The following is a 23,904-nucleotide window of genomic DNA, read 5'->3' as shown; positions in this document are numbered from 1 at the left end:
TTCGCCAAAGAAAAGGGAAAGCCGTGCGCATCAAGCATCTCGACGCTGACGACGTGGACATCTTCCGCCGCATCAGGCTGGAAGCGCTCAACCGCGAGCCGCAGGCCTTCGCCTCGACAGCGGCCGACTGGGAGCGCCTTTCGGCTGAGGAATGGCGCGCGCGGCTGACCGCCAACGCCGTATTCGTGGCCTTCGACAGCGATGAGCCGGTCGGCATCATGGGCCTGATGCGCGAGCGTGCGAGCCGGCTGGCGCATCGGGGCACGATCATCATGGTCTATGTGTGCGACGAGGCCCGCGGGTCCGGCGTGGCGCGACAGCTGCTTGCGCAACTGACCGATCATGCGCGCTCGGCCGGCATCCGACTGCTCGAACTCGTGGTGCGTGCCGACAATCCGACGGCGATCCGCTTTTATGAACGTGCGGGTTTCTACAAGATCGGGCACGTTCCCGGCGGCATGCTCGACGGCGACCGGGAGGTCGACGAATTTCTGATGGCGCGCCACATCGACGGCCGCGCCCCACCCATTGAGACATTGCAAGGAGCGACCCGATGAAAGCCATGTATTACGACGCCTTCGAGAAGATGCCGGAAATCCGTACCCTTCCCGATCCGACACCGACGGAGAACGGCGTGGTCATCAAGGTCGAGGCGACAGGGCTTTGCCGGTCCGACTGGCACGGCTGGATGGGCCATGACGCCGATATCCGCCTGCCGCATGTGCCCGGCCACGAGCTGGCGGGCGTGGTGACCGCCACCGGCCGCGGCGTCATGCGCTACAAGGTCGGCGATCGGGTGACCGTGCCCTTCGTTTCCGGATGCGGCCGTTGCGGCGAGTGCCGCTCGGGAAACCAGCAGGTCTGCGAGGCGCAGTTCCAGCCGGGCTTTACCCATTGGGGCTCGTTTGCCGAATATGTCGCGCTCGACTTTGCCGACCAGAACCTCGTGCATCTGCCTGAAAGCATGGACTTCACCACGGCTGCGAGCCTCGGCTGCCGCTTCGCAACGTCGTTCCGCGCCATCGCCGACCAGGCCAAGGTCAAGGGCGGCGAGTGGGTGGCGGTGCATGGCTGCGGCGGCGTCGGCCTCTCGGCAATCATGATCGCGGCGGCCCTCGGCGCCCAGCCGATTGCGATCGACATCGCCGAAGACAAGCTCGCCTTCGCCAAAAAACTCGGCGCGGTCGCTGTCATCAATGGCCGTGACGTGCAGGACGTGGCAGCGGCGGTGAAGGATATCACCGGCGGTGGCGCCCATGTCTCGATCGACGCGCTCGGCAATCCCGTGACCTGCTTCAACTCGATCAAGAACTTGCGCCGGCGCGGCCGCCACGTCCAGGTTGGCCTGATGCTCGGCGACCAGGCGACGCCACAGATCCCGATGGCGCAGGTGATCGGCCACGAACTCGAAATTTATGGCAGCCACGGCATGCAGGCCTGGCGCTACGACGCCATGCTGGCGATGATCGCCGACGGCAAGCTGAAGCCGCAGCAACTGATCGGCCGGGAAATTTCTCTTGAAGAGGCGATCCCTGCCCTCGTCGCCATGGACCGCGCCACCGATCTCGGTATCAGCGTCATCACCCGCTTCTGACGGCTACGGCAAGCCGTGAACGCCGCAGCCGGCAGGCAATATGATGACCGCCCATTCCGACTCACCATCCGCATGCGCTAGCCTTGTCCCCAATCGGGGGCAAGGCAGATGACCATTGCGAGACGACGAAGACTGATCAAGCGGCAGCGCACCGGCACGGCGCTGGCCGTCGCCGCGACGATCTCGTTTCTCGCCGGGATGACCGACGCGATCGGGCTCTTGAGCATCGGTGACTTCGTCTCCTTCATGAGCGGCAACACGACGCGGGCGGCGATCGCGCTCGGCGACGGCGACTTCACCGGCGCCCTGCTGCTCGTCGGCGCGCTTGGAGCGTTCATCATCGGCAACGCGCTCGGCGTGATTGCGGCCGCACGCCTCGGCGTCGTCGGCGTCCTCTCGATGGTCAGTTTGGTGCTAATGCTCTGCGCCGGCTTCGGAACCTCGATGCCAAAGCCCTTCTATTTCTACGGCATCGTGCTTGCCATGGGCCTGGTCAATGCCGCCGTCGAGCACATCGAGGGCCTGCCGATCGGGCTCACCTACGTGACGGGTGCCCTTTCCCGTTTCGGGCGCGGCCTCGGCCGCTGGCTGCTCGGCAACACCAACCGCCAATGGCTCATGCAGATCGTGCCCTGGCTTGGCATGTTCTCTGGCGCTGTCGCCGGCGCCGTCCTGCAGCGCCATTTCGGCCCGGCGTCTCTTTGGGCTTCCTTCGCGCTTAGCGCCGGGCTCACGCTGGCCACCATTCTGGTGCCGTCGCGCTGGTCGAAGCGCTACATCCATCCGGGCTGATCCCGCTCCGGCCACAGCTTTTCGCCTCCCCCCAAGATTTTGCCCTTAAGCCCGGACGGGTTTCAGGGCAAAATCCGCGCTGAAGAATCACGAGCGAGGTCCTGCCATGGCGCTTGCGGCAGCCGTTACTGCGGATGAACTTTACCATCCCATCCTCAACGCCAATCCGGCGCATCCGGCCGGCTGGCCGATCCGTGTCATCGTCAGCTCGCAGACCGAGGCGCGGCACAATCGTGCGCTTTGGGCGCCGACGCATCTCATCTCCGTGCGCGCACCCGGCAGCCGGCTTTTGTCGATGATCGAGCTGCCGCCGGAAAATCACCTGGAACTCTTTTTCGGCGACACCACCGATCCGGACGAACCGGATGCGGCGCGTCCGCAGGCGATCGACGCCGCCTTCGCTTTCATCGACCGCTTGCCCGAGGACGCGCATCTGCTCGTCCATTGCCTGCGGGGCATTGGCCGCGCGACGGCGCTGACGCTGGGCATTCTGGCACGCTACATGCCGCCGGAAGAGGCAGCCGCGGCCCTGCATGCGCTTCGCCCGGAAGCCAAGCCGAACCGGCATGTGGTCAACCTGTGCGACACGGCGCTCGGGTTCAAGGGCAAGCTCGCCAAGCAGGCGCTACGCTTCCCGGCAAAAGTCTGGAAACCGGCCAAGGGCTAAGGCAGGATACCTGCCTTTGAGCGGCCAGCCGTTGTGCGACGCACAAATATTTGACATGATCCGCGTAAAGAACGGTGACAGCGGGCTGTCCGATCGGGCGTGATGCTGTAAGCCTTTGTTTTCGGATAGGCTTTGACGTGGCATGTTCGCCATGTCAGCCAGCACCGAAGACAACTGACGGGAGGAAACGATGTCCCACGCGGCCTATGTGTTTGACGCCTACGGCACGCTCTTCGACGTGCATGCGGCGGTCAGGCGCCACGCTGAGGAGATCGGTCCGGACGGACAGGCTTTTTCCGAACTCTGGCGCGCCAAGCAGCTCGAATATTCCTGGGTGCGCTCGCTGATGGGCAGCTACCAGGATTTCTGGAAGCTGACCGAACAGGCGCTCGACTTTGCCTTCGCGCGCTTTCCCTCCGCCGACCCGAAGCTGCGCAAGCGGTTGCTGGACGCCTACTGGACGCTCGACTGCTATCCGGAAGTGCCGGCCGTTCTGAAAGGTCTCAAGGAGCGCGGGGCGCGGATCGCCATCCTCTCCAACGGTTCGCCGGCCATGCTCGCGTCGGCCGTGCGCAACGCCGCACTCGATATCGTCATCGACGACGTCTTTTCGGTCGACGCGGTGAAGGCGTTCAAGACGGCGCCCGCCGTCTACGATCTCGTTACCACCAGCTACCGGCTCTACCCGCACGCAGTCTCGTTCCAGTCGTCGAACCGCTGGGACATTGCCGGGGCGACGAAATTCGGCTTCCGCACCGTGTGGATCAATCGGGCAGACATGCCGGACGAATACCGCGATCATGGGCCTGCCTTGATCCTGCCCTCTCTCGAAAGCCTGCAATTCGGTATCTGAAGGAGTTCTTTGATGGTCTGGTCGCCCGCGCAGTATCTCAAGTTCGAAGACGAACGCACCCGACCAGCCAGAGACCTTCTCGCCCAAGTGCCTGACCTGCCAGAAGGCCTCGCCTTCGACCTCGGCTGCGGCCCGGGGAACTCGACCGAGCTCATCCGCGACCGGTTTCCCTGGACCACGCTTTCCGGCCTCGACAGCGACGAGAACATGCTCCTTGCCGCCGCCAAACGGCTGCCCGGGGTATCCTTCGAAAAGGCGGATCTTGCGGCCTGGGTTCCTCCCGCCGGCGCCTCGCTGTTTTACGGCAACGCCGTCTTCCAGTGGCTTCCGAACCATCTCACTATCTTCGAAAGGCTGATGAAGGCGCTTGCCTCCGGCGGTACGCTCGCGGTGCAGATGCCGGACAACCTCGGAGAGCCGAGCCACCTCCTGATGGAAGAGACCGCGCGCAGCCCGGCTTTCGCTGAAGCCTTTGCCGGCAAGACCATCCGCCGCAACCCGATGCCGCCGCCGGCAACCTATGTCGAATGCCTGGTTCCGTGGGCAGCGCGCATCGAGGTCTGGCATACGATCTACTATCATCGCCTCGCCAATGCCGAAGCGATCGTCGAGTGGGTGAAGGGGACCGGCCTCAGACCTTATCTCGATGCCTTGACCGAGTACCGGCGGAGCGCCTTTCTCGCCGATTACACGGACAGGATACGCACGGCCTATCCGGCAACGAGCGACGGCAAGGTACTCTTGCGTTTTCCGAGGTTCTTCATCGTGGCGGTCAAGGCGGGCTGAGTTCGTCTGCCCGCCGGGCGCTTACATGCGCTCTGCCAGAAAATCGATAAAGGCGCGGATACGGGCAGCGAGATGCTCGTGGCCGGCATAGACGGCGTAGACCGTCTCGATCTCGCCCGACTGATAGTCCTCGAGCAGCGGCACCAGCGTTCCAGCCTCGAAATCCGGCTCGACATGGAAACGACCGATGCGCCCGATGCCGACGCTGGCAAGGCAAAGCTGGCGGACGATCGAACCGCTCGATACCTGCATATTGCCGGAGACGGTTCGGTGCGCGATCTGAGACTGGCCCGGCCCGCGAAACGCCCACTCGTCGACGCTGCGGCGGAAGTTGAAGCGAACGCAGTTGTGGCCGTCGAGATCGTCAGGGGTTTGCGGGATCCCATACTTTTCAAGATAGGCGGGCGAGGCGATCACCACCGGCCGGGTTTCCATCAGCTTGCGCGCCTTCAGGGATGAATCACGCAGCGGTCCGGTGCGGATCGCCACGTCCGTGCGTTCGCCGACGACATCGATCATGCTGTCGGTCAGCGTCAGGTCGAGCTGGACCTCCGGGTATCGCGCCAGGAACTCCGGCGCGAGTGGCATGATGTAGCGCTCGCCGAAGCCGACGGCGGCGTTCACCCGCAAGAGCCCACGCGGCGCCATGCGTCCGCCGGCGGCAACGACATGCTCGGTCTCGGCGATATCTCCGAGGATCCGTTGCGCCCGCTGGAAATAGACTTCGCCTTCCGGGGTCAGCTGCAAGGTCCGGGTCGAGCGCACGAGCAGGCGCGTGCCAAGCCGGTCCTCGATGCGGGTCACCAGCTTGCTGACGGCCGACGGCGACAGTTTCAGGCGCCGCGCCGCAGCGGAGAAGCTGCGGGTCTCCGACACGGCGACAAAAACCTCCATCTCACCGGCTCGGTTGTCCATGCGCTTCCCTTTGAACTCAATTCACAAACGTTTGTCTGATTATGCGTATTATCGTGATGAGTGCAAAGGCTCATATTCCACCCGACTTCAACAACAACCATACGCCCGGTGCTCCCAGCCGGGTGGGAAAGGTCTCGTCGTGCCTATTGCCATACTTGCGCTGACGATCGCGGCCTATGCGATCGGAACAACGGAATTCGTGATCGTCGGCCTCCTGCCGACGGTAGCCACCGACCTCAATGTCACCCTGCCGCTCGCCGGCCTGATCGTCAGCGTCTACGCGCTCGGCGTCACCTTCGGCGCGCCAGTTCTCACCGCGCTCACCGGCCGGATCGAGCGCAAACCGCTGCTGATCGGCCTGATGGCGCTGTTCATCGTCGGCAATGCCGCCGCAGCATTGTCGCCGAGCTATGAACCGCTGCTCTTCGCCCGCGTCATTTCTGCCTTTGCCCATGGCGTGTTCTTCTCGGTCGGCTCGACCATTGCCGCCGACCTCGTACCGGAAGACCGCCGCGCCTCGGCCATTGCCATGATGTTCATGGGCCTGACCGTCGCGATCGTCACCGGTGTGCCGCTCGGCACCTGGATCGGCCAGACCTTCGGCTGGCGCGCCACCTTCTGGGCCGTCACCGGTCTCGGCGTCGTCGCTCTTGTCGCGATCGCAGCCCTGTTGCCGAACACGCTGTCCAAGGCGCCGCCGGCAAAGCTCATCGACCAGGTGCGCGTGCTCGGCTCCGGCCGCCTGCTGATCGTCTTTGCCATGACCGCGCTCGGCTACGGCGGCACCTTCGTCGCCTTCACCTTCCTGGCGCCGATCCTGCAGGACATCACCGGCTTTTCGGAAAGCGCCGTCAGCCTGATCCTGGTGCTCTACGGCATCGCGATTGCCATCGGCAACATTGCCGGCGGCAAGATCGCCAACCGCGACCCGGTCAAGGCGCTGATCGGCCTGTTCCTGGCGCAGGCGGCGGTGCTCGTGCTCTTCACCTTCACGGCCCCCTCGCCGGTGCTGACGCTGGTCACGCTTGCGGCCCTCGGCTTCCTGTCCTTCGCCAATGTGCCGGGCTTGCAGCTCTATGTCGTGCAGCTTGCCAAGCAACATCGTCCGGGCGCCGTTGATGTCGCCTCGGCGCTCAACATCGCGGCCTTCAACCTCGGCATCGCCGTCGGCGCCTGGCTCGGTGGCGTCATCGTCGCCTCGCCGCTCGGCCTTGGCATGACGCCCGTGATCGGTGCCCTGCTCGTCGCCGCAGCCCTGCTGCTCACGCTCCTGAGCGGCGCCCTTGATCGTCGCACCGGGGCGGCCTACCAAACGGCTTGAACCGCCGTCTGCGAGGACCACCTATAGCCTCATTCCTTTTTCGCCCGGCCAGGTGGCCGGGCGCTTATCAAGCATAACATGCCCAGTACAAGGAGTTACCCACGATGCATTCCGTCAATTCCAACGGCGCCAACATTCCGGCGCTCGGCTTCGGCACTTTCCGCATGCCCGGTGCCGATGTGCTGCGCGTTCTGCCGGAAGCCCTGAAGCTCGGATTCCATCACGTCGATACGGCGCAGATCTACGGCAACGAGGCCGAAGTCGGCGAGGCCATCCATAATTCCGGCGTGTCACGCGCCGATATCTTCCTCACCACCAAGGTCTGGGTCGACAAATATGCCCATCGCGACTTCCTCGCCTCGGTCGACGAAAGCCTGAAGAAGCTGCGGACCGACCATGTCGACCTGCTTCTCCTGCACTGGCCGGGCGGCAGCGACGTGCCGATGGCCGAGCGCATCGGCGCTCTCAACGAAGTGCACAAGGCCGGCAAGGTTCGCCACATCGGGGTCAGCAACTTCAACACGGCGCAGATGGAAGAGGCCGTGAAGCTGAGCGACGCGCCGATCGCCACCAACCAGGTCGAGTACCACCCGTATCTTGATCAGACCAAGGTGCTTCAGACCGCCCGCAAGCACGGCATGTCGATCACCGCCTACTATGCGATGGCGAACGGCAAGGTGCCGAGCGATCCACTCTTGAAGGAGATCGGTGCCCGCCACGGCAAGACGGCCGCGCAAGTAGCGCTGCGCTGGCTCGTGCAGCAGAAGGACGTGATCACCCTTTCAAAGACCGCGACGATCGATCGCCTGAAGGAAAATTTCGCGATCTTCGACTTTGCGCTCGGCGACGGCGAAATGGCCGAAATCCACGCCCTTGCGCGTGCCGACGGCCGCATCGTCAACCCGGAAGGCCTTGCCCCCGTCTGGGACAAGGCTGCTTAACGAACGCAATCATTTCGCCGCCGGCCAATTCCCTGCCGGCGGTGGATACGATATGGACATCGCCTCAAGGACACGGATCGTAGGGAGGGGGCGATGTCGTTGCACGAGGCACAGGCGAGCGATTTTGCTCCCGACTGGCCGGCGATTATCGCCGTCGTTCTCGGTGTCACCGCTTTCTCGGTGGCGCAGGGGCTCACCTATCCGCTGATCTCGCTTTCGCTTGAGAGCCGCGGCGTTTCGGCCGGCATGATCGGCCTCAATGCCATGGGCTTTGCCGCCGGTCTCGGTGTTGCGACACTTATTCTCGGCCGGCTGACGCGGCTCGCCTCGGCCGACAAGCTGATCATCGCCAGCCTCATCGGCTGTTCCATCTGTCTCGCGACACTTGCCTCGACGTCGGAACTCGTCATCTGGTTTATCGCCCGCTTTGCCCTCGGTTTCTTCGTCAGCATGGTCTTCATGCTTGGTGAAGCGTGGCTGAACACCGCCTGCCCGGACCGACTGCGCGGCCGCGTCTCCGGCCTCTATGGGGCCGGCATGTGCGGCGGCTTTGCGGCCGGTCCGCTGGCGATCCCGCTGCTCGGCACCAGCGGCGGTCTCGGCTTTGCCCTCTTGGCGATCTATATCGCACTCGTCGCCTTCCTCACTGGGCTGCTGACCATGGGCGCCCGCACCCGGCCCGAGCCGTCCTCGACGCGGGACCTCTTCGCCTTTTTCGGGAAGGCGCCGATGCTGATCCTCATGGTGCTGATGTTCGGATTTGCCGATATCGCCGCGATCTCGGCGATGCCGGTCTATTTCGTCAAGACCGGCCACAGCCAGGCCTTTGCCGCGCTGAGCGTAACGGCGCTGGCGATACCGACAGCTGTGGCACAGCCTTTCATCGGCGTGCTTCTCGACCGCCTGCCGCGCCGCTGGGTGGCGATCTCGGCGGCCGCGATCGCTGCCAGCGGCTATCTGCTCGTGCCGTTGCTGTCGTCCGATATCGCTCTGCTTCTGACCTTCGCCTTCATCGGCGCGGCGAGCTTCGCGCTCTATACGGCGGCGCTCACCATGCTCGGGGAAGAGTATCGCGGCAGCATGCTGGTTGCCGGCAGTGCCGCCTTTTCGCTCGCCTATGCCGCCGGCAGCGCGGCTGGATCCGGCGCGACCGGCGCGCTGATGAACTTTATCAACCCGATCGCTGGCCCGATCGGCGTGGGCGTCGTGCTGGTGGTCTTCACGCTTGCCTTCGCGCTCAACGGCCGACGCTAGCCCTCCGCGCAGATCCGGGCGAGAGCCTCGTTGAAGACGCGGGCGGCCGGCCCGAGCGGCTCGTCGATCCGGTGAACGAGATAGGCTTCGGCCCCCACCTGGCTGTTGCGGCCAAGGGCGGCCGTCGGCATGCGCACGAGCCGGCCTTCCGCAAGGTCGCGCTCCACCTGCCAGAACGGCAATCGACCCCAGCCGAGGCCCGAGCGGATCATCGCATGTTTTGTGTCCTGGCTGCTGACACGGCAGGTTTGCGGCGAGAGCACGCCGTAGTCGCGCCCGACCGTGCGCTGCGACTGATCCGACAGGACGATCTGCAGATGGTCCGCAAGCTCGGCATTGTCGAGCACGTCTCCCCCTGCGCGCAGCCCCAAGGGATGATTTGCGGCAACGACCGCGACGAGTTCGACCGTCGCAAGCGCCCGACGGGCGATCGACGGGTCGCGGAAATCTTCGCCGACAGTGATGCCGAGCGTGAAGCGGCGATCGACCAGGCCGTCGAGCGGCCCACCGAGCGGCAGGACCGCAAGCCGGATCGACACATCCGGATAGGCGCCGCGCATCTCCTTCAGCGCCAGGCCGACGGTCTCGATCGGAAACAGCGTATCGACGACCAGAGAAAGCTCAAGCTCGATGCCTTCGCCGAGCCCGCGTGCCCGGGCGCGCATCGCGTCCACCCGCAACAGGATGTCGCGCGCATTGGCGAGCAGCGCATGCCCTTCCGCCGTCAGGACCGGCCGGTGGCCGGAACGGTCGAAAAGGGCGACCCCCAGTTCGGCCTCCATGTTGGCGATGGCGTGGCTGACGGCCGATTGCACCCGTGAGAGCCTGGCGGCGCCGGCGCGGAAGCTTCCGCTTTCGGCGACGGTCACGAAGGTCCGCATCTGATCGAGAGTAAGGGCATCGAGCATGATCGATTCCATAGATCATCTTGATGAAAATTATATCACTCCAAGAGATCGAGAAAAGCACCCATCTTTTCTGTGAACGGCAATGCCGCCCACAAAAAGGAAACCGAAATGACCAAGGTGCTCGTGCTCTACTATTCCTCCTACGGCCACATCGAGACCATGGCGAAGGCCGTCGCCGAGGGTGCGCGCACCGCCGGCGCCACCGTCGCGCTCAAGCGCGTGCCGGAAATCGTCCCGGAAGCCGTGGCCGTCAAGGCCGGCTACAAGCGCAACCACGATGCGCCGGTGGCAACAGTCGCCGAACTGCCCGACTATGACGCGATCATCATCGGCACGCCGACACGGTTCGGCAACATGGCTGCCCAGATGAAGGACTTTCTCGACCAGGCGGGTGGGATCTGGGCGCGCGATGCCCTGGTCGGGCGTATCGGCAGCGTTTTTACCTCGACCGGAAGCCAGCATGGCGGCCAGGAATCGACGATACTCGCCACGCATACCGTACTGCTGCATCTCGGAATGGTGATCACCGGCCTTCCCTACAGCTTCAAAGGCCAGATGCGCATGGACGAAATCACCGGCGGATCACCCTATGGCGCCTCGACGCTGGCCGATGACGGCAACGGCGGCGACCGGCAGCCGAGCGCCAACGAACTGGAAGGCGCACGCTTCCAGGGGCGCCACGTGGCGGAACTGGCGGCAGCGCTGGTTGCCGGACGCACCCGCGTTGGGGAGATCGCCTGATGGCCACGGCCGCAGCCTTTGTTCGCGAAAGAACCGATTGGTCGGGCGTGATGACCGTTGTTGCGGCCGGCGTGGTCGCGGCGATGCAGGTGGGCAAGGGGCTGATTGCAGGCCCGCTGCTTCAATCCGATCTTGGGCTCAACCTTTCTGCCCTCGGCTGGATCACCTCCGTCTTCGCAGTCGTTGGCGTCGTCGGGGGCATGGCAGCCGGCGCGTTCGTCACAGCTGTCGGCGACCGGCGCCTGCTTGGCATCGGCATGGCGCTGCTGGCGTTCGGTTCCTTTGCCGGCGCGGCGAGCCCAGCATTCACGCTGCTTCTGCTGTCGCGCATCATCGAGGGCTTCGGCTTTCTGCTTGTCGTCGTCGCCGGCCCCGCCATCCTCATGCGCCTGGTGACGCAGGAGCGCAGCGACCTCGTCTTTGCGCTCTGGAGCTGTTTCATGCCCGCGGGCATGGCGATCGCCATGCTGACCGGGCCCGCCTTTGCCGGTTGGCAGGCGATCTGGTGGAGCAACGGGCTGCTCACGCTTGCGAGCCTCGCCTCCATCTTTCTGGCAGTGTCGCCATCCCGGCAAACGCCCCGTGTCGCCACCCGCTTCCGGGATGATGCCGCGGAAACGCTGACGAGCCGCGGGCCCGTGCTGCTCTTCGCGCTGTTTTCGCTCTACAGCCTGATGAGCTTCACGCTTTCCAGCTTTCTGCCGATCCTGCTGATCGAGCGCCTGCAGGTCTCGCTTGGAACCGTTGGCCTGTTGAGCGCCGTCATCACGCTGGTGAACGTCTTCGGCAATCTGGCCGCCGGCCATCTTCTGTCCCGCGGCTTCGCCCGCGGCAGGCTGGTCGCAAGCGCCGCGTTGCTGACCGGCGTGTCCGGCCTTTGGATCTTCCTGAGCCCATCAGGCGGACATCTGATCCTGGCGCTCTGCATCCTGTTTTCCGCGATCGGCGGGCTCATTCCGGCGACGCTGATCTCATCGGTGCCGCTCCTGTCGCCACGTCCGGCGCTTGCGCCGATGGCGATGGGCCTGCTGATGCAGGGCAGCAATCTCGGGCAACTCGTCGGCCCCGTCGCGGTCGGAACCGCGATCGAGTTCTACGGATGGACATCGGGTGCGGCTTTTATCGGCGCCAGTGCCGTTCTTTGCATCGGGCTGACGCCCACACTCGAACGGACGCTACGGGAAAGCAGGCCGGAACGCTGACAGGGGCCGCAGGCAACAAAAAACCCACCGGCAGACGCCGGTGGGCTTCGCTTTTTTACGTTCGGGTCGCCGGTATCAGACGAACTGGCTGAGACCCGGAACCGAAGCGACGACTTCGTCGACCACGTCTGCGCCGGCCTTCTCCTTGGCGAACGCGATGGTTTCCTTTGCAAGTCCGGTGATTTCACCCATGCCGAGGCCCTGGCTCATCAGCTGCTGGCCGAGCGCCATGACGCCGCCACCACCGATTGCCGACATCAGACCGCCGAGCAGGCCGCCGCCGCCCGTGCCTTCGCCGTTGTACTGAGCGATCAGTTCGGACGCGCCCGGGATCGCTTCAATCATCTGGGCAACCGGACCGTCGGCGGCTTCGCGCTGCAGGAAGCCGAGGATCATGCCGACAGCCTTTTCGGCGGTTGCCGGCTCGATGCCGACATTTTCAGCAACGCGCGTGACCAGTTCATTCATGGAGAAACTCCCTCATTTTGGATTTTTGACGTTGACGTCAAGGTAAATGATCGCCCACCAAATAACAAGCCGTGAGCCGTGACTATCGATCCGTCGATATCGCCGCATTCCGGTCGCGGATGGGCACAGCCTTGTTGCCGGGCGCAACCGCACCACCTATAACAGAAATCCAGGCACATTTCGATGACGGCGCGCCCCTGCGACACTGCGAACCGCCCGCTTTCATTGATGAAACGGAGATGAAGCCCACATGTTGGAAGAAGGCAAGCTCTTTATCGGCACCAGCCGCAAGCCTGATGATTCGATCAACAAGGGCGAGTATCTGGAGCTCAAGTTCGGCAATCGACACGGCCTGGTCACCGGCGCCACCGGCACCGGCAAGACGATCACCCTGCAGGTGCTTGCCGAAGGCTTTTCCAACGCTGGCGTCCCGGTCTTCTGCGCCGACGTCAAGGGCGACCTCTCCGGCATCGGCGCGATCGGCGAGGCCAAGGATTTCATCCTGAAGCGTGCCGAACAGATCGGCCTGCCGACCAATCCTTATGAGTTTCAGGAATTCCCGGTCATCTTCTGGGATATCTACGGCGAGAAGGGCCATCGCGTTCGCACCACCATGTCGGAGATGGGCCCGCTGCTCCTGTCGCGGCTTATGAACGCGACCGACGCGCAGGAAGGCGTGCTCAACATCGCCTTCAAGATCGCCGATGAGGGCGGACTGCCGCTGCTCGACCTCAAGGATCTGCAGGCGCTGCTCAACTACATGGGCGACAATGCCAGCACGCTTTCCAATCAGTTCGGTTTCATTTCCAAGTCCTCGGTCGGCTCGCTTCAGCGCGAGCTGCTGATCCTCGAACAGCAGGGCGCCGAACATTTCTTCGGCGAGCCGGCGCTGAAGATTTCCGACATCATGCGCACCACCAATGACGGCCGCGGCGCGATCTCGGTGCTGGCGGCCGACAAGCTGATGATGAACCCGCGGCTCTACGCCACCTTCCTGCTCTGGCTGCTGTCGGAATTGTTCGAGGAGCTGCCGGAAGTGGGCGACCCGGACAAGCCGAAGCTGGTCTTCTTCTTCGACGAGGCGCATCTGCTCTTCAACGACGCGCCGAAGGCGTTGATCGAGCGCGTTGAACAGGTCGTGCGCCTGATCCGCTCCAAGGGCGTTGGCGTCTATTTCGTCACCCAGAACCCGCTCGACGTGCCGGACACGGTTCTCGGTCAGCTCGGAAACCGCGTTCAGCACGCGCTGCGCGCCTATACGCCACGCGACCAGAAGGCGGTGAAGACCGCCGCCGACACCTTCCGCCCGAACCCGGATTTCGACTGCGCCACGGTGATCACCAATCTCGGCACCGGCGAGGCTCTGGTCTCCACGCTCGAAGGCAAGGGCGCGCCCTCGATGGTCGAGCGTACGCTGGTGCGACCGCCGCAGTCCCGCGTCGGTCCCCTGACGGAGGCCGAACGGAAGAAGGTCATGGACGTCAGCCCGGTCCGTGAGCTTTACGATGAGGATTTCGACCGTGAATCGGCCTACGAAATCCTAGCGGCGCGCGCCAAAAAGGCAGCCGACGCACAGGCCGAGGCACAGTCTCAGGCCGAGCAGCAGACGAGCGAGGCGAGCACCGGCGGCAGCCGCTGGACGCTGCCGGGCTTTGGCGACGACGATCAGGCGGCACCGGCCGGCAAGCAGGCGCGCCCTCGCAGCTCCGGCTACCAGCGCGAGACGGTCGTCGAAGCGGCGATGAAATCGGTCGCCCGCACAGTCGCGACCCAGGTCGGCCGCGCCCTGGTGCGCGGCATCCTCGGCAGCCTTAGCCGACGCTAACCAAGACCGGCCGACGCGGCCCATCCATTCCCACGCGCCCTGACCAAATCAGGGCGCGTCGTCATTTCTGGAACATCCGCATGGATGTGAAGGATTCAATCGGCGCCATCCTCAAGGACGGCGACAACGTCACCCTGATCAAAGACCTGAAAGGCAAGGGAACCTCGACGACGCTGAAGCGCGGGACGATGGTCAAGCGCATCCTCCCCCGATCAAGCGCATCCTCCCCCGATGAAGTCGAGTGCCGCGTCGAAAAGACCAAGGGTCGGGTGATGCGCACCGAATTTCTGAAGAAGGCTTAAGGCCCGCGCGGGATGCCGGAACGGCACGGCGAAATGACCCGACGGCCAGCCGTGCCGATCAATGCCGTGTCTTGTCAATGCCGTGTGTTGGGGAGGGTGAAGCGCTCAAGCGGCGCCCGCTCACCGCAACGGCGGCCCGCTGGGTGGCGGCGTATTCGTCCGTCAACTCCAGCAGAGCCAAGGCGATCTCGTCCCAATGCCACCCTACCCGCTCGGCGAGATCCGTCAGCAGTTGGAACTCCTCGCGCAATGCGGTCGCGCATTCGAGCTCTCGCTGCGCAAGCGCGCAGGTTCTGGTTTTCGGCCTGGCGATCATCCTATTTTACCTCCTGCTCATCAACTCCTCAGCCCGAGCATAGGTTCCAGCAGCTCCCAGTCGAGGCATAGGTTCCCGCGCCGCGGCAGGGGAACCAATCTGTCGCCGGACCGTTGGCTAGGGACAGGAGGTACTGTCATGAAGAAAATCATCCTAGCCGGTTTTGTGGCAAGCCTTGCCTTTTCCGGCGTCGCCCTGGCTCAGACCACGACGGTCATCGTTCCCGGCGAGGTCAAAACCTACGTCCTTCAGCAAACCAGCCCATCCGTGACCTATGACGGCACTGTCGTCGTGGGCGAACCCCTGCCCGACACGGTCGAGGTCTACCCGATCCCGCAGCAACCGACCTACGGCTATGTCGTCGTCAACCAGCAAAGGGTGCTGGTCGATCCGCAGAGCAGGCGGGTCATCGAGGTTCTGCAGTAGACCGGCACAGCATGCCTGAAAAAGAAGCCCGACGGAGACCGCCGGGCTTCTTTCAACAGGGGATCTGAAAGAGCTCAATCTGAGAAACTCAGGCGACGGTCAGCTTGACGTCGATGTTGCCCTTGGTTGCATGGCTGTAGGGGCAAACGATATGCGCCTTCTGGACGAGATCTTCGAGCACGGCCTTGTCGACGCCCGGCGAAGAGATTTCGAGCGCAGCGTCGATGCCGAAGCCGGTGCCATCCTCGCGCGGACCGATGCCGACGGTTCCCGTCACCGTAGTGTCTTCCGGAAGTTTTACCTTCTCCTTGCCGGCCACGAATTTCAGTGCGCCGAGGAAGCAGGCCGAGTAGCCGGCTGCAAAGAGCTGCTCGGGATTGGTGCCGCGGGCGCCGTCGCCGCCAAGTTCCTTCGGAACGGTGAGCGTGACGTCGAGCGCGCCGTCGGCGCTTTTGGCCTGGCCGGCGCGGCCACCGGTTGCGGATGCAGTGGTGCGGTAAAGAATGGGCATTGGCGGGGTCTCCTTTGCGTTTCCTGAGTGAATGCGATTTAGATAGCGCAAAATTCAATTGTACGCAAATTAATTTTGCAAATTGCATTTCGAGCGTCTTTTTGCGACAATGACGCATGGCGAACAAGGCGGCACATAGCGACACCATTCCCGAGGAAGCACTCGCGCTCGGCAAGCAGCTGTGTTTTGCGGTCTATTCTGCGGCGCATGCATTCAACCGCGCCTACAAGCCGCTGCTCGATCGTTTCGGCCTCACCTATCCCCAATATCTCGTGCTCCTGGCGCTCTGGCAACAGGACGAGATGACGGTCAAGCGGATCGGCGAGGAGATCGGTCTGGATTCAGGCACGTTGTCGCCGCTTCTCAAGCGCCTGGAGGCAGCCGGTTATGTCGGTCGCCAGCGCGACCCGAGCGACGAACGTCAGGTGATCGTGCGGCTGACGGACAAGGGCCAGGACCTGAAAAACGAGGCCTTCGGCATCCTGATCGGCATCAGCAGGGCCTCGGGATGCAGCCTGAAGCAAGCAGAAGACATTCGCGAGACGCTGCATCAGCTGACGCGGCAGCTCAATGCCGGCCCCGGCGAGGATTGACCGACCTGCCTTCCGCTCGACGCGGTGGGTGCTGTGCGGAAACGTGAGGGGCGGATATCCGTCCCTGCCCGTCATCAGATAACGAGGATCGGCGCCTTGCCGCGGACGCGATCGTAGAGATCCATGACATCCTGGTTGAGCATGCGCACGCAGCCCGACGAGACCGCCTTGCCGATCGACTTCCATTCCGGCGTGCCGTGAACACGGTAAAGCGTGTCCTGGCCGTTCTGGAAGATGTAGAGCGCGCGCGAACCAAGCGGATTGTTGAGGCCTGGGGCCATGCCGCCGTTCTGGGCCGAATAGGGCTTTAGCTGTGGCTGGCGGGCGACCATGCTGTCCGGCGGGGTCCAGCGCGGCCACTTCTGCTTCCACTGGATGACGCCGCGACCCGACCAGGCAAAACCCTCGCGACCGAGGCCGACGCCGTAACGCAGCGCCCGGCCACCCGGCTGGATCAGATAGAGGTAGCGGTCGCCGGTATCGACGACGATCGTGCCCGGCTGCTCGCCGAAGGGATCGCTGACCTCCTGGCGGTAGAAGCGCGCGTCGATCTGGCGATAGGGAATTTCCGGCACCTGATAGCCACTGTCGCTTACAGAGGCATAGATGTCCGAGACATAGAGGCCCTGCGGTGGAAGACCGGTTGGAACTGGCCCTGGGCCATCCTGCCTTTCATAGATGCCTTCGGCGCGCGGATCGGTAAACCGTCCCTCGACCGCTGGATTGCGGAACACCGGCGCCGTCTCATAGCGAAAGACATCCGTGTTCATCGACGAAGTGCAGCTCGCAAGACCGGCGGAGGCGAGCGCCACGCCGGACGAGCGAAGAAACTGGCGACGGGAGAAAAGGACTGAAGAGGACATCGAACTCTGGAGGCTTGAGTGCGGCATGAGGAGTGCTGCATGAATTTGCTTAACGAAATGCTACGCACAGCCCCCACGGATTGGGGCGATGCTTGCATTTACGGCTGGAACGAAGCTTGCGTCGCGAGGGTGGCAGGGCTCAAACGCTGTGGATACTGAACCGCGGCTGCAGCATCAGCGCCTCGAAATCCGGAGCCGAGAGCGGCCGGCTGAAGAAGTAGCCCTGAATTTCGTCGCAACCGCTCTGGCGCAGGAATTCCACCTGGGCCTGGTTTTCCACACCCTCGGCAATGACACGAAGGCCGAGGTTCCGCGCAAGCGAAATGATCGCGGCGGTGATCGCGTTGTCGTCGAGATCCGTCGGAATGTCGGCGACGAAGGACCGGTCGATCTTCAGTCGGCGCACCGGGAAGCGTTTGAGCGCGCTCAAGCTCGAATAGCCGGTGCCGAAATCATCGATCGCCAGGTGCACCCCGATCGCCTGCAGCTCGTGCATGGTGGCGATCGCGCCAGGGACATCCTGCATGATCAGGCTCTCGGTCAGTTCCAGTTCGAGGCAGAACGGGTCAAGCCCGGTCTCTGTGAGAATTGCCGCGACATGGGCGGCCCAGTTGCGCTCACGGAACTGGCGCGCCGAAACGTTGACACTGATGATCAGCGGCGGCAGGCCGGCATCCTGCCAGGCCCTGGCCTGGCGGCAGGCCGCGCGCAGCACCCAGTCGCCGATCGGCACGATCAGCCCGGTTTCCTCGGCGAGCGGAATGAACGCCGCCGGCGAGACCGTGCCGCGTTCGGGGTGGCGCCAGCGCAGCAAGGCTTCGGCCGCGAAAACGCGGCCAGTCGCCAGATTCATCTGCGGCTGGAACTGCAGGAAGAACTCTTGCCGCGCGAGCGCCTGGCGCAGCTCCTCCTGCTGCTTGAGCTTCTCATGCGCCTTGGCGGCCATCTCTTCGGTGAAGACCTGCAGGTTGTTGCGGCCGAGCTCCTTGGCCCGGTACATCGCCATGTCGGCATTGGCGAGCAGTTCGCCGACCGTCTTGCCCTGATTGGGAAAACAGGCGACCCCCATGCTGCAGGTGACCTGCAGGCTGCGGCCCTCGATCTGCATCGGCGCGGCGATCGCTCGCCGGATATCCTCGAGCCGAGCCAGCACGATATCGCGCTCGCAGGGAAGCCCGTTCAAAAGCAGGATGAATTCATCGCCGCCGACCCGCACGACCATGTCGGACTTACGCACCGAAGCGCGCATGCGCGAGGCCGTGACCTTCAAGAGTTCGTCGCCGGCGGCGTGGCCGAGCGTATCGTTGACCAGCTTGAAATTGTCGAGATCGAGGAAGGCGAGCACCGCCCACTGGCCGCTGCCGCGCAGGGCTTCCAGCGCCTCGGCGACCTGTTCCTCGAACTGTGCGCGGTTGGGCAGACCGGTCAGCGCGTCGTGGTGCGCCATGAAGCTGATGCGATCTTCCGCCTGCTTGCGCTCGATCGCGATGCCGGCGAGATGCGCCGCCATGGCGATCAGTTCCTTTTGTCCGTCGTCGGGCACGCCGACGACATCGGAATAGAGCGCGAAGGTGCCGAGCACCTTGCGCTCACGCGAATGGATCGGGGTCGACCAACAGGAGCGGAAGCCGTAGGGAAGCACCAGCTCGCGATAATCGTCCCAGAGCGGATCGACCTGAATATCCGAGACGATCACCTGCTCGCCGCGCCAGGCGGCCGTGCCGCAGGAGCCCATGCGCGGGCCGATCTCGACGCCGTGGATGGTCGCGCAATAGGCCTCGTCGAGGCTTGGCGCTGCGCCGTGGAAGAGATAGCGGCCATCGGGCGACAGCAGCAGCACCGAGCCCTTGATGCCCGGCATCAAGGCTTCGATCAACAGGATCATGTCGCGGAAGAAGGCGTCGAGCGGCCGGCCGTTGGCGATCATCTCAAGCAGGCGCGCCTGCCCTTCGAGCAGCCGCTCGGCCGCCTTGCGGTCGGAGATGTCACGCGAAACGCCGACGATGCCGACGATCTTGCCGCTCTTGTTGCGCAGCGGCACCTTGGAGGTCATCAGCCAGCGATCGCGGCCCTTGCTAACGATGGCCCGTTCCTCGATGCCGAAGATCGGCTCGCCGGTTTCGATGACGCGACGCTCAATGTCGGCAATCGCCTTGGCCATCTGCGGCGGATGGAGATCGAAATCGGTCTTGCCGACGATATCCTTCATGGCTTCGAGCCCGTTGTCGGCAACCGTCACCTGATTGGCGATCAGGAACCGCCCCTCCACATCCTTGGCGTAGATGTAGTCCGGCACGTGGTTGATGATGGTCTCCAACCAGTAGTGGCGATCGGCGATATCGGGTTCGCTCGGAAAGATGCGCGCGACCTCCTCGGCCAGCCGATTGCTGGCGTCGATCAGGCGGCGCGTTTCCGCGTTGCCGCCGGCATTGAGAGCGGCATATCGCGGATTGCGGGACGTGTTCTTCGCCAAGCAAGGCCTCCCGACGCTCTTCGCCGCGTCGCTGGTCGATCTTTCCCCACTTCACGTTAGACGAGCAAGAGTTAGCTCTTCCTAAATAACTGTAGAAAAATCGTGTAGAGGTTGCAACGGTCAAGTTGCAAGAGGCGATAGAAGGGGTGGATGACGCCACCCCTTAATGCCCGTTCAGGACAACCGCCGGCGCACCGGTGCAACGCGCATCAGCAATTGATCGACGATCACCATGACGACGATCGCGATGCCCGTCAACGGAAACGCCAGCCCGAAGACAATGGCCATGAGCCACAAGCCCACATAGACGCTGCGCCGCGGCGGCATCGGGGGCACGCCGATGCGTCCCGCCGGGCGCCGCTTCCACCACATGATGACGGCGGAAAGGGAAACGAGCACGATAGAAATGCAGGCGGCCAGCATCAGGAGCTGGTTGACGCGCCCCCATTCCTGCCCCTTGTGCACGTTGATGCTCCATTCGATGGCCTTGCCGAACGCCGGGTAATCGCCAAAGGAAATGTCGACGAGCGGCTTGCCGGAATATTGATCGATATGGATCGTGCGCTCCCGCGCAAGGTCGGCGGGAAAGATGGCGGCCGTATAGACGGCGGTCTCGTCGAGCGGGATCGCGAGCTCGTAGCCGGGCAGCATGCCCTCAGCATCCGCGATCGCGACGGCGCGATCGATCCCGACCCGCTCGCCCGCGCCACCGCTGGACGCCGGAACCGGCGCGTTTTCCATCAGCCAATTGGCCCTGGGCAACACGTCGGTCGACACCTTGCTGGAGGTCGGGACCTCATCCCAAAGCGCTGCCGGATAGCCGAGCCCCATCGCCGTCAGCTTGCCGTTGACCGTTGCACCCCAATAGCCGGACCACAGAAGCCCGGAGAAGGCGAGAAAGACGATCAGCAGGCCGGCGCCGATACCGGTCACCGCATGGAGATCGCGCCAGAACACCCGGCGTGCCGGCGTGCCGCGCACGGTCAACACACCGCCGGTCTGCTGGCGCGGCCACCAGAGATAGATGCCGGTGAAGACCAACAGGATGGCAAAGCCCGCAACGATCTCGATGATTGTTTCGACCGACTTGCCGAAATAGTCGAGGCTGTGCAGGTCCTCGACCACTTGGTTGAACTCCTCCGATGGCGCGACCCGGTCGAGGATCGCGCCGGTGTAGGGATCGACGAAGACCAGCATGCGCGCCTTGCCGATGCCGACGGTGACGCGTGCGGAGCGATCCGCGCCGGCCGGCGTGCGATAGGAGACGGCCGCGCTGCCCGGCACGGACTCCACCGCCGTCGCGACGATCGCCGAGGGCGACATCCGTTCGGCGCCCACTGGCACGACGTTGCGGTAAGCAAAGACGGTATCGTCGATCTCGTCGTTGAACAGATAAAGCCCCCCGGTCAGCGCCAGGCTGATCATGAAGGGGATGACGAGCAGGCCGGCAAAGAAGTGCCAGCGCCAGATGGCGCGGTAGAGCGAGATGCCGCGCTCTGTGGCCGCGGGGCTGTCCACGGCATTGGTGAAGGATGCGGTTGTCATGGTTTTCTCCGGGAAGGACCGTTTGCACGGCTTCGCCTCTTGGTGATCGGGACGACCGCCGATCACGGCAATGCGTGTCGAAGATGGACGCCGCAAGGCCAATCAGCTGTCGTTCAAGCGCGTATCAGGTGGAGAAAACCGTTGGTGGCGCCCTTGGCCCCGCTCCGGTTAAGAGCACCGAGCGAACGAAACCGAAATCGCCGGCTGGAACGGAAAGCGGGCGCGCGCGGGCTTGCGACGGCAAGACGATCGGGTAAGGCGCCGGCAGGTCGGCGGGCGCAACCAGGCAGCAGGACTGGCAGCCGTGGCCCTTCGTGCCACCTTTTCCATCGGGATCGTCGTGGCCAGAGAGGCAAAGATCGGCAAGGCTGCCATCCGGGAGGACGTAGGCGATCGCATCCGGCGACCGCGGCATGGCGGCGGCCGGTTGCTGGATCAAGGCCGAAACGACGAGGACCAGCGCGCAAAGCATGCGCGCCGCCAAGTTCGTCAACCGATCCCCTAAAAGCCTTGCCAAACGCATCCCCAAATCGACGTGCGACAGCTAAAGATCTGCGTCCGCAAACGCAAGTCGGCAAAGCGCCGCACGGACCATCAAAAGATTTCATGTGTGCTATCAGCGCCGCCCGCTTCCGTCACTCCCGGTGCTTGCCTAAGACAGGCGACAACACAGGACGGGAGGAACACGGCATGCTGACGATCTATGGGGTTTATCGCTCGCGCGCATCGCGCAATTACTGGATGGCGCGGGAACTCGGCATCCCTTTCCAATCGGTACCGGTCATCCAGGCACGCCGCGTCGCCGATCCGTTGGCTGCTGATGCGCCGATCAACACCAAGTCGCTCGCCTTCCTCGCCGTCAATCCGATGGGGCTGATCCCGGCGATCGAGGATGATGGCGTGGTGCTGACGGAATCGCTTGCCAACAATCTCTATCTCGCGCGCAAGTATGGCGGCCCACTGGCGCCTGCCGATATCGCCGAGGAAGGCTTGATCGGCAACTGGACGATGTGGGCGGCGACCGAGGTCGAGCCGCACACCGTCGAGATCATCCTGACCTACGACTACGGCGCGGAGAACACGGATGAAGGCAAGGCGATGATCGCCAGATGCGTGACGTCGCTCGACAAGGTCTTTGCCCGCATGGAAAGCCACCTCGACGGACGCGACTATCTCGTCGGCGATCGCTTCACCGTCGCCGACCTCAATCTTGCGGAGGTCTTCCGCTACGCCATGAGCCAGACGCAGCTGTTCGACAAGCATCCGCGGGTTTCGGCCTGGCTTGCCCGTTGCCATGCCCGCCCGGCCTTCAAGGCGATGATGGAAGAACGCCTGAAAGAACTGGCGGACTGAGCGGTCAATAAGGGGGGGCCTCCCTGCGATCAGCCCATGGTCGCCGCGTCGAAGCGAACGCGCGGCGCCTTGATGTCGAGCAGGCGCATGCCCTCCTCCACCTCATCACGAACCCAGCGCTTGAACGCCTTGGCGGCCTTGCTTTCGCGCCGTGACGGCGCGCTGACGAAGTAGTGGCCGAAGCCCGTCGGCACCCGGATGCCGAACGGTACCACAAGGCTGCCCTGCGCGATCGCAAAGCCGGCGAGTGTCTGCCAGGCGAGCATCACCCCCTGGCCGGAGATCGCGGCATCGAGCACCAGCGACGCCTCATTGAAGGTGTGGCGCACGTTCACTTCCGCGCCCGAGAGCCCGACTTCGCGGAGCCACACCTCCCAGCTGAACATCGAATGGCCGTCAATAACAGCGGGCAGTTTTAGAATATCTGCAGGCTTCCGAAGCCCTTCGGCCATGGCCGGCGAACAGACCGGAAAAACCTCCTGCTGCAACAGCGGCTCGGATTTCACGCCCGGCCACTCGCCCGTACCAACGCGAATGCCGACATCCACATCCGACGTGTCGAGATTGACGAGCTTTGTCGTCGCGTCGATGCGCAGGCGAATGTCGGGATGGCGTTCGGCAAAACGGTTGAGCCGATAGACCAGCCAGCGGGCGGCAAAGACCGGCGCGACCGAGATGGTCAGCACCGACTCGTCGCGGCGGCGCGCTGAAGCCACGGCCTCTGCCAGCTCGTGAAAGGCGTTGCTGATGCGCGCGAGGAAGCGCTCGCCGAAATCGGTGGGCAGGAGGCCGCGCGGGGTGCGCTCGAACAACACGCGGCCGAGCTGGGCCTCCGCCTTGGCAATCTGCTGGCTGACGGCGCCAGGGGTCACGCCCAATTCGTCCGCCGCGGCGGCCAGCGATCCCAGCCTGCCGGCAGCCTCGACGGCGCGCAGCCCGTTCAAATGTACCGTGTTCAGATCTCTCATATAGTTTTTCTAAACACGATCTCTGCCATTCTCAATTGAAAAGATGACAGGACAGGCGGATCATCCAAGCATCGAAAGGATGGTCCGCCATGTTTAGGCTTCTCTCGAAACTGACGCCGCTCAAAACATCCGACGACCGAAAGGACGATGCGCCGCTCGCCTGGGCGCGCGATCCGCTGCAGCATCCGGATCTCGAACGGATGGATGGGCGCGAACTCGGTGACCTGCCCTTCCCGGGCTGGCCGTGGCCACGCACGGCGGAGTGCACCGGCAGCCGCCTCTAGGAC

The 23,904-nt window shown here is 63.9% G+C and carries 27 protein-coding genes; 17 read left to right on the top strand and 10 right to left on the bottom strand.

The genetic code is table 11. From position 1 onward, the window contains the following. Window positions 1–23 precede the first annotated feature (23 nt). The 6 genes from IB277_RS02355 (at window position 24) to tam (ending at window position 4,692) form a co-directional block, all read left to right on the top strand. Window positions 24–557 carry a GNAT family N-acetyltransferase gene (locus IB277_RS02355; protein WP_060584261.1) on the top strand — a complete coding sequence of 178 codons (534 nt, stop codon included), beginning with the start codon at window positions 24–26 and terminating at the stop codon, window positions 555–557. Next, on the top strand, window positions 554–1,594 hold the full coding sequence (locus IB277_RS02350) for a zinc-dependent alcohol dehydrogenase family protein (RefSeq protein WP_034789258.1): 1,041 nt from the start codon (window positions 554–556) through the stop codon (window positions 1,592–1,594). Before IB277_RS02355 ends, IB277_RS02350 begins: the two co-directional genes overlap by 4 nt. Before the next feature lie 108 nt (window positions 1,595–1,702). After that, window positions 1,703–2,386, top strand: coding sequence for a YoaK family protein (locus tag IB277_RS02345; protein WP_034789257.1), 684 nt, complete (start codon window positions 1,703–1,705; stop codon window positions 2,384–2,386). 106 nt (window positions 2,387–2,492) lie between these two features. Further along, window positions 2,493–3,053 (top strand): phosphatase, encoded by a 561-nt coding sequence (locus IB277_RS02340; RefSeq protein ID WP_034789256.1) that lies wholly within the window; start codon window positions 2,493–2,495, stop codon window positions 3,051–3,053. Between the two features lie 190 nt (window positions 3,054–3,243). Further along, window positions 3,244–3,906, top strand: coding sequence for a haloacid dehalogenase type II (locus IB277_RS02335; protein ID WP_034789254.1), 663 nt, complete (start codon window positions 3,244–3,246; stop codon window positions 3,904–3,906). A gap of 12 nt (window positions 3,907–3,918) precedes the next feature. Next, the gene (gene tam, locus IB277_RS02330) at window positions 3,919–4,692 is read left to right on the top strand and encodes a trans-aconitate 2-methyltransferase (protein WP_090294703.1); all 774 of its coding nucleotides are present in this window, start codon (window positions 3,919–3,921) and stop codon (window positions 4,690–4,692) included. A 21-nt stretch (window positions 4,693–4,713) separates the two neighbouring features. Here tam and IB277_RS02325 read toward each other — a convergent pair whose 3' ends face one another. Then, entirely contained in the window at window positions 4,714–5,607 is an 894-nt protein-coding gene (locus tag IB277_RS02325) for a LysR family transcriptional regulator (RefSeq protein WP_090294705.1), read from the bottom strand. 139 nt (window positions 5,608–5,746) lie between these two features. Between IB277_RS02325 and IB277_RS02320 the strand changes: the two genes are divergently transcribed. From IB277_RS02320 to IB277_RS02310, 3 genes are all read left to right on the top strand, one after another. Beyond that, on the top strand, window positions 5,747–6,928 hold the full coding sequence (locus IB277_RS02320; protein ID WP_090294706.1) for an MFS transporter: 1,182 nt from the start codon (window positions 5,747–5,749) through the stop codon (window positions 6,926–6,928). A 104-nt stretch (window positions 6,929–7,032) separates the two neighbouring features. Continuing rightward, the gene (locus tag IB277_RS02315; RefSeq protein ID WP_090294708.1) at window positions 7,033–7,869 is read left to right on the top strand and encodes an aldo/keto reductase; all 837 of its coding nucleotides are present in this window, start codon (window positions 7,033–7,035) and stop codon (window positions 7,867–7,869) included. A gap of 93 nt (window positions 7,870–7,962) precedes the next feature. Further along, a complete protein-coding gene (locus IB277_RS02310) occupies window positions 7,963–9,123 on the top strand; it encodes an MFS transporter (RefSeq protein ID WP_090294710.1) in 1,161 nt (386 codons plus the stop codon). Here IB277_RS02310 and IB277_RS02305 read toward each other — a convergent pair. Further along, entirely contained in the window at window positions 9,120–10,031 is a 912-nt protein-coding gene (locus IB277_RS02305) for a LysR family transcriptional regulator (protein WP_090294814.1), read from the bottom strand. The two genes, IB277_RS02310 and IB277_RS02305, sit on opposite strands and share 4 nt — an antisense overlap. 108 nt (window positions 10,032–10,139) lie before the next feature. On the opposite strand from IB277_RS02305, the gene wrbA reads away from it, so the two are divergent. Both wrbA and IB277_RS02295 read left to right on the top strand, forming a co-directional pair. After that, a complete protein-coding gene (gene wrbA, locus IB277_RS02300) occupies window positions 10,140–10,772 on the top strand; it encodes an NAD(P)H:quinone oxidoreductase (RefSeq protein ID WP_192370707.1) in 633 nt (210 codons plus the stop codon). Continuing rightward, entirely contained in the window at window positions 10,772–11,974 is a 1,203-nt protein-coding gene (locus IB277_RS02295) for a CynX/NimT family MFS transporter (protein WP_090294711.1), read from the top strand. Before wrbA ends, IB277_RS02295 begins: the two co-directional genes overlap by 1 nt. 75 nt (window positions 11,975–12,049) lie before the next feature. Here the strand turns inward: IB277_RS02295 and IB277_RS02290 are convergent, their stop codons facing one another. After that, window positions 12,050–12,442: a hypothetical protein gene (locus IB277_RS02290; RefSeq protein ID WP_034789243.1), complete on the bottom strand. Its 393-nt coding sequence runs from the start codon at window positions 12,440–12,442 to the stop codon at window positions 12,050–12,052. Window positions 12,443–12,692: 250 nt separating this feature from the next. On the opposite strand from IB277_RS02290, the gene IB277_RS02285 reads away from it, so the two are divergent. Together IB277_RS02285 and IB277_RS02280 are read left to right on the top strand one after the other, a co-directional pair. Next, window positions 12,693–14,267, top strand: coding sequence for a helicase HerA-like C-terminal domain-containing protein (locus IB277_RS02285; RefSeq protein WP_060516251.1), 1,575 nt, complete (start codon window positions 12,693–12,695; stop codon window positions 14,265–14,267). Window positions 14,268–14,347: 80 nt separating this feature from the next. Next, entirely contained in the window at window positions 14,348–14,569 is a 222-nt protein-coding gene (locus IB277_RS02280; RefSeq protein ID WP_110818476.1) for an alkylphosphonate utilization protein, read from the top strand. A gap of 58 nt (window positions 14,570–14,627) precedes the next feature. Here the strand turns inward: IB277_RS02280 and IB277_RS02275 are convergent, their stop codons facing one another. Beyond that, complete coding sequence (locus tag IB277_RS02275) at window positions 14,628–14,885, bottom strand: hypothetical protein (RefSeq protein ID WP_060516252.1); 258 nt, start codon at window positions 14,883–14,885, stop codon at window positions 14,628–14,630. A 138-nt stretch (window positions 14,886–15,023) separates the two neighbouring features. Between IB277_RS02275 and IB277_RS02270 the strand changes: the two genes are divergently transcribed. Next, window positions 15,024–15,311 carry a DUF1236 domain-containing protein gene (locus IB277_RS02270; protein WP_060584245.1) on the top strand — a complete coding sequence of 96 codons (288 nt, stop codon included), beginning with the start codon at window positions 15,024–15,026 and terminating at the stop codon, window positions 15,309–15,311. Between the two features lie 88 nt (window positions 15,312–15,399). On the opposite strand, the gene IB277_RS02265 is transcribed toward IB277_RS02270, so the two are convergent. Further along, window positions 15,400–15,822, bottom strand: a complete 423-nt coding sequence (locus IB277_RS02265; RefSeq protein ID WP_090294713.1) for an organic hydroperoxide resistance protein — start codon at window positions 15,820–15,822, stop codon at window positions 15,400–15,402. Window positions 15,823–15,938: 116 nt separating this feature from the next. On the opposite strand from IB277_RS02265, the gene IB277_RS02260 reads away from it, so the two are divergent. Beyond that, window positions 15,939–16,415 carry a MarR family winged helix-turn-helix transcriptional regulator gene (locus tag IB277_RS02260; RefSeq protein ID WP_090294715.1) on the top strand — a complete coding sequence of 159 codons (477 nt, stop codon included), beginning with the start codon at window positions 15,939–15,941 and terminating at the stop codon, window positions 16,413–16,415. Between the two features lie 74 nt (window positions 16,416–16,489). Here the strand turns inward: IB277_RS02260 and IB277_RS02255 are convergent, their stop codons facing one another. The 4 genes from IB277_RS02255 to IB277_RS02240 form a co-directional block, all read right to left on the bottom strand. Next, the gene (locus IB277_RS02255; RefSeq protein WP_034789236.1) at window positions 16,490–17,278 is read right to left on the bottom strand and encodes a L,D-transpeptidase family protein; all 789 of its coding nucleotides are present in this window, start codon (window positions 17,276–17,278) and stop codon (window positions 16,490–16,492) included. Window positions 17,279–17,417: 139 nt separating this feature from the next. Then, a complete protein-coding gene (locus IB277_RS02250; protein WP_060584241.1) occupies window positions 17,418–19,751 on the bottom strand; it encodes a bifunctional diguanylate cyclase/phosphodiesterase in 2,334 nt (777 codons plus the stop codon). Window positions 19,752–19,925: 174 nt separating this feature from the next. After that, window positions 19,926–21,296: a PepSY domain-containing protein gene (locus IB277_RS02245; protein ID WP_090294717.1), complete on the bottom strand. Its 1,371-nt coding sequence runs from the start codon at window positions 21,294–21,296 to the stop codon at window positions 19,926–19,928. A gap of 124 nt (window positions 21,297–21,420) precedes the next feature. Then, the gene (locus IB277_RS02240; RefSeq protein WP_060644840.1) at window positions 21,421–21,789 is read right to left on the bottom strand and encodes a hypothetical protein; all 369 of its coding nucleotides are present in this window, start codon (window positions 21,787–21,789) and stop codon (window positions 21,421–21,423) included. Between the two features lie 197 nt (window positions 21,790–21,986). Here IB277_RS02240 and IB277_RS02235 point away from each other — a divergent pair, with 197 nt between their 5' ends. Beyond that, window positions 21,987–22,649, top strand: coding sequence for a glutathione S-transferase family protein (locus tag IB277_RS02235; protein WP_090294718.1), 663 nt, complete (start codon window positions 21,987–21,989; stop codon window positions 22,647–22,649). Window positions 22,650–22,678: 29 nt separating this feature from the next. On the opposite strand, the gene IB277_RS02230 is transcribed toward IB277_RS02235, so the two are convergent. Continuing rightward, window positions 22,679–23,617, bottom strand: coding sequence for a LysR substrate-binding domain-containing protein (locus IB277_RS02230; protein ID WP_034789230.1), 939 nt, complete (start codon window positions 23,615–23,617; stop codon window positions 22,679–22,681). Window positions 23,618–23,706: 89 nt separating this feature from the next. Between IB277_RS02230 and IB277_RS02225 the strand changes: the two genes are divergently transcribed. Then, complete coding sequence (locus IB277_RS02225) at window positions 23,707–23,901, top strand: hypothetical protein (protein WP_034789229.1); 195 nt, start codon at window positions 23,707–23,709, stop codon at window positions 23,899–23,901. Window positions 23,902–23,904: the final 3 nt, after the last annotated feature.

Source organism: Ensifer sp. ENS07, from assembly GCF_014852185.1.
GTDB classification, from domain to species: domain Bacteria; phylum Pseudomonadota; class Alphaproteobacteria; order Rhizobiales; family Rhizobiaceae; genus Ensifer; species Ensifer adhaerens.
This window is presented reverse-complemented; position numbering and strand designations above follow the sequence as displayed.